This window comes from Bdellovibrio sp. HCB185ZH, assembly GCF_047302455.1.
Taxonomy (GTDB): domain Bacteria; phylum Bdellovibrionota; class Bdellovibrionia; order Bdellovibrionales; family Bdellovibrionaceae; genus Bdellovibrio.
The window spans coordinates 1937050-1950674 of sequence record NZ_CP178624.1 but is presented as its reverse complement, the minus strand read 5'-3'; the positions used below and the strand labels follow the sequence as shown (position 1 = coordinate 1950674).

Sequence of the window (13625 nt, the reverse complement as noted above, 5' to 3'; positions counted from 1 at the left end):
ACATGGCTGAAGTAAATATCTACGAAGGCGCTTTAGATAAAGGTCTTGAAGGCGTAGTTGCTTGTACAACGAAAGTATCTTTCATCGTTGGCGATAATCTTAATTTCCGCGGTTACACAATCGACGATTTGGCTGCGAACTCTACATTCGAAGAAGTTACTTACCTTCTTTGGAATGACAAACTTCCAAACGCTTCCGAGTTGGAAAAATTCTCTAAAGAACTTCACGCTGAAATGGCGTTGTCTCCAGAGCTTATCAAAGTTTTGAAAGGCATCCCAACAGACGTTCACCCAATGGGTTGGTTGCGTACAGCTGTTTCTTTGATGGCTCACTACGATAAAGATGCTAACGACATGTCTGCTGAAGCAAACCTTCGTAAGTCTGTTCGTTTGACAGCTAAAATGGGAACTCTTCTTTGCGCATTCGATGCAATCCGTAAAGGTAAAGAGCCTGTAGCTCCAAAAACTGACAAATCTATCGCTTGGAACATGATGTACATGTTGACAGGTGGTAAAGAGCCTAATGCTGAACACGTGAAAGTAATGGACACTTGCTTGATCCTTCACGCTGACCATGAATTGAACTGTTCTGCATTCGCAACGCGTGTCACAGCTTCTTCATTGTCTGATCTTCACTCTGCAATCGTTTCTGCGATTGGTGCGCTTAAAGGTCCTTTGCACGGTGGTGCGAATGAACAAGTTATCCTTATGCTTCAAAAAATCGGCACAATGGATAAAGCACAACAATTCGTAAAAGACGCTCTTCAAGCGAAAGAAAAAGTTATGGGTATCGGTCACCGCGTTTATAAAAACGGCGACCCTCGTGCTCGTATCCTTCGTGGTATGTCTGAAAAATTGACTAAAGCTGCTGGCATGGAAACTATGTATCAAATGTCGACTTTGATCGACGATACTATGTTCAACGAAAAAGGCTTGATGCCGAACGTGGATTTCTATTCTGCGACTGTGTACTTCTCAATGGGTATCCCAACTGATTTGTTCACTCCAATCTTCGCAGCTTCCCGTATCTCTGGCTGGTGTGCGCATGCATTCGAGCAATACGCGAACAACCGTATCTACCGTCCTCGTGGTAAATGGGCTGGTAAAGAAGGTTTGACTTGGAAACCTGTAAGCCAAAGATAGTCTGATTTGATCCACCTTTTTTGGTGTATTATTTAGGTCTGTAAAGGGAGTCGCAAGACTCCCTTTTTCTTTTGCATATTCACAAAAACCTCCATTTAGATTCAGAAATTTTCTAGCCGACGGCCTTGATGGCCCTAACATATTCAGGAGCTCAGGATGAGTATGGATTAGGACGCAAGGAGAAGCTATGAATAATTTCTGGAGAAGAATTCTTGTTCTGTTGGTGGTTTTTGGCTTTTACTCCGCAAATAAAAGTTATGCGCAGTATGAAGGTTATGCGCAAAATAACGTGCAAAATCCCTATCTGGAAATGGAGCCTCTGTTTGCTCCCGCCGATTACACAAAATTATTCACGAATATGAGCGTCGAAGATTTGCGTGCCACTATGCTAAAGGCATGGGTGCACGGAGTGAATCCTGTCTATTACTGGCGCCCTGAAATGGAAAAAGCTTTTCAAGAGGGTGGGGCTACTTACCCTGGTCTGAAAGCTAAAACAGACGAAAATTTTTTAAAGCTTATACAGGATATTTCAATTGGTAGCGCCAATCCGGGATTGATGGGCTCTGATATTAAATTCGTACAAAGAAGATTTCTTTCTCCAAAATATTTGCAGATGTTGATCAGCTCCACCGGCAGTCGTCCTGATCTTTTGATGGATAATCTAGCGCCGCAGAATCCTCCGTACAATGCACTGAAAGCCGCGATGGCAAGAATTTATCCCGCTTGTGGGGATGGCACTTGGGCTCCGCTTAAACCTTTTAAAAAACCCTTGAAGCTCGGCGTGAAAAATCCCGGAGTGATAGATCTGAAAAAACGTTTAAGCTTTTTGGGATATCCCATCGTAAATTTCGATGAAACATTTGATCGCGAAACACAGTTGGCTGTGAATGATATTCAGTGGAATCTTCACTACAAACCCGATGGAATTCTGTCTCCGGGTGGACGTACTTGGGCTTTCCTGAACGTCTCTTGTAAAGATCGCACTCGTCAGATTCAAGCGGACATGGAGAAAATGCGCTGGTTTCCCCAAACTTTCCCTGATCGCTATATTTTCGTGAATACGGCGATGACCTACTTTGGAATGGTCGACAAAACTCAGCCCGAGCGCTTTACTATGGCTTTTAAAACAATCAATGGACGTGTGGAAAGAAAAACGCCGACGATGGCAGATTCCCTGGTGCGGGTTATTTTAAATCCATTCTGGGTGGTGCCGCCAACGATTTTCATTCAAGACAAAGTCGAGGATATCAAGAAGCTGAATTATTGGGAAATCAACGCTTATTTTGATTCACACAATTACGAAGTGTGGAATAAAGAATTCACGCGCAGATTAGATCCCGCAAGTATTAATTGGTGGGCCTATGATAGTGCGCAAGACGCGGATATTTATATTCGCCAAAAACCTCACCTGGGAAATGCCTTAGGTATTGTGAAGTTTGATCTGACCAATTCCTTTGCGATTTACTTGCACGATACAAATCAACGGGAGCTTTTTGTCGAAGCGAATCGTCAGCTCAGTTCCGGTTGCGTACGCTTGGAAAAACCACTGGATCTGGCAGAGTATTTGTTGCGGGGAACTCCGTGGGATCGTCAGGCGATTGAAAATACCATTGCAAAACCCGGTCAGGTTATGACGAAGGATACTAAAATTCCTTTGAAAGAGCCTGTCGCGGTTTATATCGGATTCATCACTTCTCAGATGTTTTCTGATAAGGTGATTCGTTTCACGACGGACTCGTACAAACAAAATTCCAAAGTTTTGTCTTTGATGCGGGCTCCTTTTTAGGAGCCTCTTAAAAGTTTATTTGTTATGAGAGCGAATGACGATGGTGGGGACGGCGCTACTCATGATGGTTTCACGAGCGGTACTTCCCAAAAAAGCTTTGACGAAAGAGCTTCGTCCGTGGGTTCCCATAACCAGATATTGATAATTTCCTGAAGCTGATTCAGTTGCAATGGCGGCCTGAGATGTCGGCTGATGAGAATCCATTTTAAAGGAGCATTTCACTCCATCCGCTTTAAAGCCGTTCACTTTCTTAAGTAAGGCCTGTTTTGATTTTGCATGCAAGGTATCGATCGTGGACTGATCCATAAATGCGGTACCAGATGCGGCCGCATATTGATCTGCAATTCTTAACGATTCTAACGATGAATAAATAAACACCACTTCAAGGTTGAGCACTTTGGCAAGTTTCTTGGCATAGGCTTCGGCACGGCGACTGTTCGTTGTCAGATCCGTTGCCAACAAGATTTTACCTTTTCCATTCGGCGCTTTCGTGACTTTCGGTCCGATGACCATCACGGGCACCACGGCATTGCGAACGACTTCCTCGGCGACACTGCCCAGGAAAAATCTCTCCAAACCTTTCTTGCCCTGAGTGCCCATCACGACCAAGCCGGGTTGGGGGCTGCTGGTTTCCAGACGGAAAATTTCATCGACGGGATTTCCGAAGGCTTCAATGACTTGAATCTTTTTGCTGCTTTGGCGGATTTTTTCAAGAGTGTTATGAATGCGTGTGCGTTCGGAGTTTTTCATGGTGATGTCGAGCGGATTTTGAACGTAAAGCAATCGAACCGGAGCGTTCAATTTTTCCGCCAAACTCAAGCCGTATTGGCGAACCATTTCGGATCGAGCTTTTGCTCCTGGAGATACATCGAAAACATCATCGGCAATTAACATATACTTAGACGCCATATACACCTCGCAGAATTAATTCTACTCCTTGTCACAAGCGAATGTCATTGCCTGACTTCAAAACCTAATTCTATACTTAGGGGCCAAGATAAGAGGTGCGTGAATGGCTTCCGTTTTTACTAAGATCATCAGTGGTGAGTTTCCTTGTTACAAAATTTACGAAGACGACAAAGTCTTGTCATTTTTGGCATTGGATCAGGTCAATTTGGGTCACACTTTGGTGATCTGCAAAGAAGAGATCAATCATTGGACGGAAGTTCCTGCAGACACTTATGCGCATCTACATAAAGTTTCCCAAAAAATCGGGAAAGCTATTTTGAAAGCGGCGGGCTCACCACGCGTGGGACAAATGGTCGCGGGATTTGAAGTGCCTCACTATCACTTGCATCTGATCCCAGCATGGTCGATACCTGATTTGGATTTCAAAAAAGCCACGCGCCGTTCTGATGAAGAAATGAAAAAGATCCAGCAAGAGATCATCAAGAATTTGGTGTAAATATGGCAAACGAACAACTGCCGATCGGTGGCGCTATCTACAAACATTACAAAGGAAAACTCTATCAAGTGATCGGGGTGGGTAAACATTCCGAAACGATGGAAGACGTAGTTTTGTATCAATGCCTTTATGAAAATTCACTGGGCCGTTTGTGGACTCGTCCCTTAGCCATGTGGAATGAAGTTGTAGACGTCGACGGCAGAAAAGTTCCACGCTTCGAGTTCCAATTCAAATAGGTACGGACACACTTTTGCAGATGGCCACTGAAAATAAAAAAGCCACTGGTGCAAATCCGTGGCTTTTTTTATTTTGAACTAAGTAAGGCCGTACCTTTTTAGGTAAGGTCGTACCTTTTTATTCTGGGATTTGGCAGCTTACTTCTAGAAGTACGTCTCTTCTCCAGATTGTGTTCACTACGGAATCGCCGGCTTTTAGCAAAGTGGCGTCAGCGTAATAGCGGCCTTCGCCGGGGATATCAAAAATTTCCAGGGAAACGCGGCTGCCGTCGTTGTTGCGAATGCGGAAGCTGAAACCATCGATGTCACCAATTTTACCGTAGCCGTTCAGAGCAGGTTTGATAACCGTCTCCAATTGCTTGTCGTTGTTTTCAGTAACTGTGCAGGCCACTTTCAGATCCGCCGCGTGAGCAACCGTGCCTGTAAGAATCAATGCAGCCAAAGCTAGTGATTTCATTCGTTCCTCCTAGAACATCCTGACTCCATCTCCGTTGGAGCCGTAACTTTATTACACGGGGCTATCTTTTATTCTCAACTCATTCTCAGTTAGCGTTCAGGTCAAGGGTTCTTAGGGTACCCAAATTGACGTTTGTGAAGGCCAAATATATGACTGCCGCCATTGGAGAATTTAAATTGATTATGCGTGTTATAGCCCTTTCCCTTCTTCTATCTTTGCAGGCCTTTGCTCAAGAGAAAACTGTTAATGAAGTGACTCCATCCGTTCAGGTCGTTGCTCCAGCTTCTTCGCCTAGCGTAGCTCCATCACCAACTCCGGGTGGTACGCCGGAACCAACAACCAACATGGAAGTGGAAAAATCTGCCCCTGTGTCGACTGTGATGGTCACCAAGACAGATGATCTTACAGCATTCCCAAAATTCAGTTTTAAATCCTACGGTTACTTTACGTTCTCTCAGGCGGAAACATTCAAAGCCGTCAACGACATGACAATCTACAACCGTCGTAAAATGGATCTGGCTGAAATCGCTTTTGAAGGTAACTACGAATTAACACCGACAAGCAAGATCGAGTTCGAAGTTGAAATCGAGCACGGTGGTGTCGGTACAGCGATGGAATTCGACCCGTTTGAAGAGTTTGGTGAGTTTGAAACCGAAGTTGAAAAGGGTGGTGAGGTTGCACTCCCAGAGTTCGTCTACAAAAAAACTTTTACTACTACCGATAGTGTTTTGAAAGTCGGTAAGTTCCCATTGTTTATCTCTATTGGAACAATCCTGGAAAAACCAAGCCGTTACTATGCTATCCAAGCTTCAGACGTTGAAGCCGCGATGATTCCTTATCATTGGAATGAGCTTGGTGTTCAGGCCGAGCAAAAAGTTTGGATGTTCACTGGACGTTTGGGTCTGGTAAGTGGTTTGAACTCGGAGTTCTTCCGTACTTACTCTTGGGTTGGTGGTGGTTACCAACGCCAATTTGAAAATGTAAATGCTGATGACTTGGCAACTGTGGCATCCCTTGAATTCGGGAGTGTTTCAAAAGGCTCGGGCGTTGGTCTGGCTTATTACAACGGTAATACCCAAAACAACCGCTACAAAAAAGACAAGCTGACTGTCAGCGCTGAAGTTGAAATCTGGTCATTGCTAGTGAATTACCGCATCTGGAAATTCCAGCTTACGGGTGAATCATTGCGCGGTACTTTGGAAAATTCTGACAAGGTTGCCTTGGCGAACTCCACTTTGGGTGGCTTGGCGAAACCTAAATCCTTTGCGCCACTGGGTCACAAAGCAGTTTTAGATAGCGTGCAGCTAGCCTTCGATATTTTTGATGACAATACGTTGGTTCCTTACGTTCGTTGGGAGCACGTGAATACGTTTGATGAAGTTCAAGGCTCTATCCCAGTTTATCCTCGTTATGATTGGACACGTAATTCAGCGGGTCTGATGTGGGCTTGGGATAAAGGTGCCTTCACTAAGTTCCAATATGCTGAAGACCATACAGAGTTGAAGGGTATGCCGGACACAAAATGGTTCGGTTTGGCATTTGGATTTGATATCGCAAAATTTAATTAGTTTTTTTAATAAATCTCAGACTTTGAAAATCAAAGTTTGAACAGGAGAAGAAATGAAAGCTCTTAAGTTAATGACAGCAGCCCTTGCGCTAGTAATTGGCGGTCAGGCTTCAGCTGCAACTAATCAGGAAATCATCACGCACGTTTCTTACAACGTGATCACAGCAACGTACGTTGAGCTTGCTCAAGCGACGGTTTCTTTGAAACAAGCTGTCGATATTTTCGTACAAAATCCGAACGAAGCGACGTTGGCACAGGCTCAAAGCGCATGGCGCGGAGCTCGTATGCCGTGGGAGGCTTCTGAAGCTTTCTTGTTCGGTCCTGTTGATTCTTTGGGTATTGATCCGATGCTTGATACTTGGCCTTTGAACAGATTGGACCTGGATGCAGTATTGGCGTCGGGCAGAACAATCACTCCTGACATGATCCGTTCTTTGGGTACAAACCTTCAAGGTTTCCACACGATCGAATATCTTTTGTTCGGTGACGGTATCCACTCCAACACAAAACCTCTTTCTGCATTCACTACAAAACAATTCGAATACCTTCAATCAACTGCACAAGTTGAAATGGAACACGCGGCCGCTTTGGCTTATGCATGGACCAACCGTTGGAATCCAGAAGATGCTTCGGCTCCAGGTTATGCAGTTATTCTTGCAACTCCAGGCTGGAACAATCAATTCTACACATCTGAAGCAGCTGTACTGGAAGAGCTTGTTAAAGGTATGATGGCGATTGCTGATGAAGTGGCAAACGGTAAAATCGCAGATCCAATGGGTGGCGATATCGGCTCTGCTAACATGGCATTGGTTGAATCTCCGTTCTCTTGGAACTCTTTGAACGACTTCACTTTCAACATTCGTTCTATCTACTCTGTATACACAGGCACTTATAGAACGTCTCAAGGTCCGGGCGTAAAAGCTTTGGTTGAGCGTCACAATCCACAATTGGCTCAACAAATTGAACAGCACATCTTGGGATGCATGCAGTTGATCCAAAATATCCGTCCAGCGGGTGGTGGTGATTTCGGTCAAGCGATCTTCACTCCAGATGGTCGTCAACGCGCACAACAAGCTATCCAAGCGTTGAACCAACTTCACGCGGTTCTAGAACAACAAGTTCTTCCATTGGTGGATAAATAGTCATATGCAAAAATCGACTCTACTTTTAGCGATTCAATTGTTTTTTAGCGGAGCTGCTATGGCGGCTCCAGCCATCGATATGGACTACGTTAACGCAGTTATGTCGGGTGGTGACACGACAGTGATTTTTAAAAGAGAGTCGATTCAGGCATTCCGCAACCCTGCGGCAAATTTGTCTGAAGAAGAAGTTCGCCGCCACATGGCTGGTGATGCTCTTTTTGAGAGAAATTTTTCGGATGATCCAGGTCGTTTCGATCACGGCTTGGGACCTGTTTACAACAACACGAATTGCAACGCATGCCACGCTAAAGACGGCCGCGGAGCTTTGCCTGTTTTGCCAATCGGTCAGGAAAAGGTTTTGCTTCGCCAAAATGAAGCTGTCTTCTTGCGTATCAGTATCGAAGACGGTCTAAAAAAAGTTAAATCTGCTGCAAACCACTGGGGCGCACCTGTTCCGGTTCCGGGTTTTTCGGATCAATTGTTCCACTTGGGTTCTTACGGTCTTCGTGAAGATCTAGAAGGTGCCGGACAAGCACAAGTATGGATGAGTTTTGAGAAATCCACTTTCACGTACCCGGACGGCAGCACTGTTGAACTTCGTAAACCGATCTTCACTGTGACGTCTCCGTATGATCAATATTTTGATTCAGTGACTGGCCAAATGCGCAGCCGTCTTTTTGAAAAAGACGTAAAAATGGGTCCTCGTATGGGGACGCCGATGATCGGCTTGGGTTTGCTTGAAGCGATCAAAGAATCTGACATTCGTGCCTTGGCTGCACGCGACCTTTCAGCTGAAGGTGTGCACGGTCAGGTGAACATGGTTTTTGATATTCAAAAATCCATGGCAGGTGATCCGTACCCGGTATCAATGGGTCGTTTCGGCTTAAAAAATAATACGCCATCCGTATTCCACCAATCTTTGGGCGCTTTGCGCGGGGATATCGGTGTGACGAACTATGCTTTCCCTGACGAAAGCATAGTAGGCACAGCGTTGTACGATAAGTTCATTGCAACACGTCCGCCTCTTCCGGAGCCTCAGGCTTCTAAAGAAGTAGCCGATGACTTGGTATTCTATTCTCGCACGTTGGCAGTTCCATCTCGTCGCAACGTTGAAAATCCAATTGTGATCCGTGGTGCTAATTTGTTTCATCAAACAAGCTGCACAAGCTGTCATCAGCCAAGCTTCGTAACTGGTCATCATGAAATCCCAGCTTTCGCGAATCAAAAGATTTACCCATACACTGATATGCTTTTGCATGACATGGGACCTGGATTGGCTGACGGTCGACAAGATTTCGATGCTACGGGAAATCAATGGAAGACGCGCCCTCTATGGGGCATGGGTCAAACTCAAACGATTAACCCACGTGCTGGATTCTTGCACGACGGTCGTGCACGCACGCTTGAAGAAGCGATTTTGTGGCATGGGGGTGAAGCCGAGTATTCCAAAACTAGATTCGCTCAGCTTCCTAAAGAAGATCGTATCGCTTTGATTCAATTTATCCGTTCTTTGTAAAACCAGACTTCCAAACAGTGGAAAGTCTTCCTCCGACTCAGTTACTATAGTGGAAAGCCTCTATTGGGGCTGGGAAGGGGGTGGTCTTATGGTTAAAACATGTGACATAACCAAGGCGGAGGTGGCGGCTTCATAGCCGACTCGACCTTCGCCAAGGATTCGAAAGAATTCTGCACATTTAAAGGCGGCTCAAAAGGCCGCCTTTCCTATTTCTGGACTGCGCACCTTAAGTGCGACATTTCTGGTCCTCGCATTTAAGTTCTAAGCCTCTCTTAAATATATGAAATTCCGATAAATTCACAGCATGAGTGACGATCCAAACGACGTGAATGAAATACCAGATTTTTCTGGGCTGATAGACTTTGAGCAAATCGAAGAGGTTGCGCGCGTCTTTTTTGAAGAATCGAAAGAAATCTTAGACGGTTTGGATTCACTGATCATGCGTCTGGAAGAATCACCAAACGATGTCGAACAGATCAATGTTCTTTTCCGCAAAGTTCACACCATCAAAGGCAGCGTGGGATCTGTCCCCGGTGGACAGCTTTTAGCTTCGTTATCCCACGAATTTGAAGCTTTGCTAAATCGTATTAAGCGGGAATCACAAACGGTCACGAAAGAGTGCATTGATTTATTTTTGCTAAGCTCTCGATTGATGAAGCAGCTAGCGGAAGCCCTTCGCGAAAAGCGCGAAATGTACCCGGAAGAACTCAGTGAAGTGATTGAAACGATCACTCGTTATAATGGTTTTGAATTTTCGGGTGTCGCTCCAAGAAAAGCAAAAAGAGCCGTGGCTAAACCTGCTGCGTCTTCCGGTGATGAAGACGGCGTATGGATGTCCAATAAGCAGCTCAATGAAATGTTGCGTTTAAGTGGCGAGCTGTTAGTTTTAAAGAATTTCTTCTCGATGATGAATCAAACCGTGAACTTTCGCTCCCAACCCGAGCTATTCGAGCGCCGTCAGAGCGATTTTTCTCAAAATCTGAATAAGATCACAGACCAATTTCAGTCGCACTTGCAAGTCATCCGTAAGGAAAAGGCTGAAGATTCCTTCCAAAGTATTCCGGTGCTGGTCAGACAAACAGCAACGGAACTTAATAAAACAGTTCAGCTGCAAATGGTGGGTTTGGATTTCCTGATTGATAAATCCCTAGCCAAAGATATTTCTGAATCTTTGGTGCATCTGGTGCGAAACTCCATCGATCACGGGATCGAAGATCAATTCGAGCGCGCTGTTGCAGGCAAAGACTCCATTGGTCAGTTGACGATCGAGATGAGCGAGAAAAATGGCACCGTCTATGTCGTGATGAAAGATGACGGTAAAGGTCTTGATCGCGAAAGAATTTTGCAACGGGCGATCACAAACGAGCTCGTGAAGCCTGAAGATGTGGCTACTATTTCAGATGAAGAAATTTACAAATGTATCTTTGAACCTGGCTTTTCCACGAAAGAAAAAATCACGACCGTTTCGGGTCGGGGTGTAGGGATGGACGTCGTTTCCACGCTGGTCGAAAAGTACGGCGGTCGCATTTCAATTTCCACGCAAATGGGTGTAGGGACGGCATTTACGCTGGTCTATCCAGCGGTCTCCCATATTTTGGTAGAGTCTGCCATGGTCGCAAGTTGGAATAGCTTCCAGGTGGCGGTGCCTTTGACTTCAGTCGCTCACATTACTTCGTGCAGTAGTCTTCAATTAAATTATGTAGAACATTTCCGTTATTGTCAGTTCCATAACCAGACTGTTCCTTTGATGACGTACCAAGAGATGCGCGAAGGGAAAATGTTATTGCAAGAATCCGAAGTTGCAAATCACACGGCAATTTTTATCAGAATCAAAGATTCAGTTGTCGCCTTGCTGGTGGATCGAGTGGAAGCTCAAACGGATCTGGTAGTTAAAGGATTTGGTGGAATCATCAAAGCTCAAAAAGGCTTTAAAGGATTTTCGATTCTGGCTGATGAAAAGATCACCTATATCGTGGATCCAGAGCAAATCCTGGCCATGCTCAGCCAATCTGTAACTTTGGAGGTGGCAGCATGAGTGACTTCTTTGGTGACGATTTTACGGTCGAGCTAAAAAAGTATTTCTTGGATGCGACTTTAAAAGAAGTGGAATCCTTCATCGATTTGATTGATGAAAGCACTTTGCAAAAAGTGACGATCGAGATTCGCGAGAAAGCTGAATCTTGGGTGGTGGATGCAAAATCCAATGAATTTACCTCTTTGGAATCTTGGCTGACTGATTTCAATGCTAAAACGGATTCTCTGGATTCTGCTGAGCAAATGATTAAGGCGCTGAGTCTGTTGCAGAAATATCTGACAGCCTTGTTGGTTGATGGCAAAGACAGCGCTGAATTGGCTCTGCAGTTTCCACTAGTGGCCCAAAGCAGCCGGGAAGCCTTGTTTCTTCATTGTAAAACCGGCGGGCAGCAATTTGTGGTTCCACTTTTAAATGTGATTGAAATCACCTCAGCACTTCCCATAACTCCGTTACCTGACCTGCGTGAGGGGCTCGCTGGAGTTATCCCATTTAGAGGCGAAGCCATTCCGGTGATTGACTTAAAATCATACGGATTTCATTCCGTAAACACGAATAAATTTTATTACGTTATCTGTGAACATGCCGGCACACGTTTTTCATTACAAGTTACAGAGACTGATGAACTTTTAAGTCTTAAAGACAAAGATATGCAAAACTTAAGTGATCATCCCACCATGCTTACGGTACCTTTCATCAAGCAATTTTTCGTAAAAGAAGAGCACAGTGTGATGGTTCTCGATATTGAAAAATTGGTGGCTTAATGAATTCACATTACTTGTTTCCTGGTAAGCACGCGGCCTTTAAAGAAGAGACCGTTATTTCCACTCTTCTGGGTTCTTGTGTTGCAGTTGCAATCTATGATCCCACAACGCGAATCGGTGGATTGAATCACTATTTATTGCCTGATGCTCAGCCGAATGAGCGTGCGAACTCTCGTTACGGTAATCACGCCATCGAAATGTTGGTGGAAGATTGTGTGAAGCTGGGTGCCAATCGCTCGCAATTGAAAGCGAAAATCTATGGCGGTGGTAACGTTATCAGTGTTTCTTCTTTGGGGGATGCTATTGGTAAACGCAATATCGAACTTGCCGAAACCATGTTACGTGAAATGGGCATTCCTATAACTGACCGCAATGTGGGTGGCGAATCTGCGCGCACGATTAAATTCAATACAGCGACTGCGGATGTTTTGCATAATCAAACCAAAGAAGGGGGCGCCGATGCTCCTGTCGACGTGTCAGGGTTTAAGCCTTTGGCTGTGGCAAAAGGTGTAAAAGTATTGGTGGTGGATGACTCGGCCACGGTGCGCACATTGTTTTCTAAGATTTTCACCAGCAGTGGATTAGAAGTTGTGGGTGCGGCAGCAGATGCCTATCAAGCCCGTGATCTGATCGTAAATAAAAAACCCGATGTGATGACTTTGGATATCGAGATGCCAAAGATGTCAGGAGTAATGTTTTTGGAAAAAATCATGAAGCATCATCCGATTCCTGTGGTGATGGTTTCTTCGTTGGCTAATACCGGGGAAGCTGCACTTAAATCCTTGGATTTGGGTGCCGTTGAGTTCGTGCACAAGCCTTCACAGTTTGATCCGCAAGTTTTAAAAGAGCTCGCAGAAACACTGGTTATGAAAGTGCGTGCCGCGGCCTCTGTGAATGTGATTAAAAAATTAAAAGAAACTCCGGCGCCAGTAGCCCGTGTTTCAATGCCTACGACGGCAGTTCGTCGTGCAGCCGAGCTTAAAATCGTTGTGGTCGGTGGTAATGCTGGTAGTGCCGATGCACTGGAGCAGTTTATTGCAAATCTTGCAGCGGATACTCCACCAGTGGTTGTGTCTTGCAGTACTGTTGCGAATTTCGTGACAGCTTATATTTCTAAAGTTAAGGCGAAATCCAAAGTCACACCTGTTGTGGGTAAGGATGGGGATTTCCTTAGAATGGGTCACGTGTACTTTATTCCGGCTGAAAATCACGGAAAGATTGTTACGGGTCCCCAAGGTCCTGTCTTGAAACTTGAAAAAGGCGCACCCGTGGCGTCTCAGTTGCCTTCCAGTAACGTGCTTTTCCAATCAGCGGCGAACTCCTTTGGTAAAGGCGTGTTTGCGGTTCTGTTGGGTGGATTTGGAACAGATGGTGTGAATGGTCTTACTGAGGTGCAAAAACTTGGTGGCGCCAGCGTCGTACAGCATCCGGAAGAAGCTCAGTTCCCTTATGGCCCGCAAAAAGCCATTGAGCTTGGTGTGGCAGATGAGGTATTAAAAGCCGAGGCTTTGGCTGCGTATCTAATGCAATACCGCAATCAAAACTTATATTAGTCATACACTCTAAAATTAATTTCTA

General features: G+C 45.1%; 12 protein-coding genes. 10 read left to right on the top strand and 2 right to left on the bottom strand.

All coding sequences use genetic code 11. From position 1 onward, the window contains the following. Positions 1-2: 2 nt before the first annotated feature. Both ACLSU7_RS09500 and ACLSU7_RS09495 read left to right on the top strand, forming a co-directional pair. Positions 3-1142, top strand: coding sequence for a citrate synthase (locus tag ACLSU7_RS09500; protein ID WP_413295338.1), 1140 nt, complete (start codon positions 3-5; stop codon positions 1140-1142). Positions 1143-1329: 187 nt separating this feature from the next. Beyond that, positions 1330-2928: a L,D-transpeptidase family protein gene (locus tag ACLSU7_RS09495; protein ID WP_413295336.1), complete on the top strand. Its 1599-nt coding sequence runs from the start codon at positions 1330-1332 to the stop codon at positions 2926-2928. A 15-nt stretch (positions 2929-2943) separates the two neighbouring features. Here the strand turns inward: ACLSU7_RS09495 and ACLSU7_RS09490 are convergent, their stop codons facing one another. Then, on the bottom strand, positions 2944-3837 hold the full coding sequence (locus ACLSU7_RS09490; protein WP_413295334.1) for a universal stress protein: 894 nt from the start codon (positions 3835-3837) through the stop codon (positions 2944-2946). Positions 3838-3940: 103 nt separating this feature from the next. Between ACLSU7_RS09490 and ACLSU7_RS09485 the strand changes: the two genes are divergently transcribed. Together ACLSU7_RS09485 and ACLSU7_RS09480 are read left to right on the top strand one after the other, a co-directional pair. Next, positions 3941-4333 carry an HIT family protein gene (locus ACLSU7_RS09485; protein ID WP_413295332.1) on the top strand — a complete coding sequence of 131 codons (393 nt, stop codon included), beginning with the start codon at positions 3941-3943 and terminating at the stop codon, positions 4331-4333. A 2-nt stretch (positions 4334-4335) separates the two neighbouring features. Continuing rightward, positions 4336-4569: a DUF1653 domain-containing protein gene (locus ACLSU7_RS09480; RefSeq protein WP_413295330.1), complete on the top strand. Its 234-nt coding sequence runs from the start codon at positions 4336-4338 to the stop codon at positions 4567-4569. 118 nt (positions 4570-4687) lie between these two features. Here the strand turns inward: ACLSU7_RS09480 and ACLSU7_RS09475 are convergent, their stop codons facing one another. Next, the gene (locus ACLSU7_RS09475) at positions 4688-5026 is read right to left on the bottom strand and encodes a hypothetical protein (protein WP_142698874.1); all 339 of its coding nucleotides are present in this window, start codon (positions 5024-5026) and stop codon (positions 4688-4690) included. Between the two features lie 134 nt (positions 5027-5160). Here ACLSU7_RS09475 and ACLSU7_RS09470 point away from each other — a divergent pair, with 134 nt between their 5' ends. From ACLSU7_RS09470 to ACLSU7_RS09445, 6 genes are all read left to right on the top strand, one after another. After that, complete coding sequence (locus ACLSU7_RS09470) at positions 5161-6594, top strand: hypothetical protein (protein WP_413295328.1); 1434 nt, start codon at positions 5161-5163, stop codon at positions 6592-6594. Between the two features lie 52 nt (positions 6595-6646). After that, positions 6647-7735, top strand: a complete 1089-nt coding sequence (locus ACLSU7_RS09465; protein WP_413295326.1) for an imelysin family protein — start codon at positions 6647-6649, stop codon at positions 7733-7735. Positions 7736-7739: 4 nt separating this feature from the next. After that, a complete protein-coding gene (locus ACLSU7_RS09460; RefSeq protein ID WP_413295324.1) occupies positions 7740-9251 on the top strand; it encodes a di-heme oxidoredictase family protein in 1512 nt (503 codons plus the stop codon). A 304-nt stretch (positions 9252-9555) separates the two neighbouring features. Then, positions 9556-11286 carry a chemotaxis protein CheA gene (locus ACLSU7_RS09455; RefSeq protein WP_413295322.1) on the top strand — a complete coding sequence of 577 codons (1731 nt, stop codon included), beginning with the start codon at positions 9556-9558 and terminating at the stop codon, positions 11284-11286. Further along, positions 11283-12047, top strand: coding sequence for a chemotaxis protein CheW (locus ACLSU7_RS09450; RefSeq protein WP_413295320.1), 765 nt, complete (start codon positions 11283-11285; stop codon positions 12045-12047). Before ACLSU7_RS09455 ends, ACLSU7_RS09450 begins: the two co-directional genes overlap by 4 nt. Beyond that, positions 12047-13600 (top strand): chemotaxis protein CheB, encoded by a 1554-nt coding sequence (locus ACLSU7_RS09445; protein ID WP_413295318.1) that lies wholly within the window; start codon positions 12047-12049, stop codon positions 13598-13600. Before ACLSU7_RS09450 ends, ACLSU7_RS09445 begins: the two co-directional genes overlap by 1 nt. The last annotated feature ends 25 nt before the right edge of the window (positions 13601-13625 follow it).

Coding starts and splice junctions, on each gene's coding strand:
- ACLSU7_RS09450 (WP_413295320.1), top strand. CDS start 11,283: ATGAGTGACTTCTTTGGTGACGATTTTACGGTCGAGCTAAAAAAGTAT.
- ACLSU7_RS09480 (WP_413295330.1), top strand. CDS start 4,336: ATGGCAAACGAACAACTGCCGATCGGTGGCGCTATCTACAAACATTAC.
- ACLSU7_RS09500 (WP_413295338.1), top strand. CDS start 3: ATGGCTGAAGTAAATATCTACGAAGGCGCTTTAGATAAAGGTCTTGAA.
- ACLSU7_RS09475 (WP_142698874.1), bottom strand. CDS start 5,026: ATGAAATCACTAGCTTTGGCTGCATTGATTCTTACAGGCACGGTTGCT.
- ACLSU7_RS09445 (WP_413295318.1), top strand. CDS start 12,047: ATGAATTCACATTACTTGTTTCCTGGTAAGCACGCGGCCTTTAAAGAA.
- ACLSU7_RS09455 (WP_413295322.1), top strand. CDS start 9,556: ATGAGTGACGATCCAAACGACGTGAATGAAATACCAGATTTTTCTGGG.
- ACLSU7_RS09490 (WP_413295334.1), bottom strand. CDS start 3,837: ATGGCGTCTAAGTATATGTTAATTGCCGATGATGTTTTCGATGTATCT.
- ACLSU7_RS09465 (WP_413295326.1), top strand. CDS start 6,647: ATGAAAGCTCTTAAGTTAATGACAGCAGCCCTTGCGCTAGTAATTGGC.
- ACLSU7_RS09495 (WP_413295336.1), top strand. CDS start 1,330: ATGAATAATTTCTGGAGAAGAATTCTTGTTCTGTTGGTGGTTTTTGGC.
- ACLSU7_RS09485 (WP_413295332.1), top strand. CDS start 3,941: ATGGCTTCCGTTTTTACTAAGATCATCAGTGGTGAGTTTCCTTGTTAC.
- ACLSU7_RS09460 (WP_413295324.1), top strand. CDS start 7,740: ATGCAAAAATCGACTCTACTTTTAGCGATTCAATTGTTTTTTAGCGGA.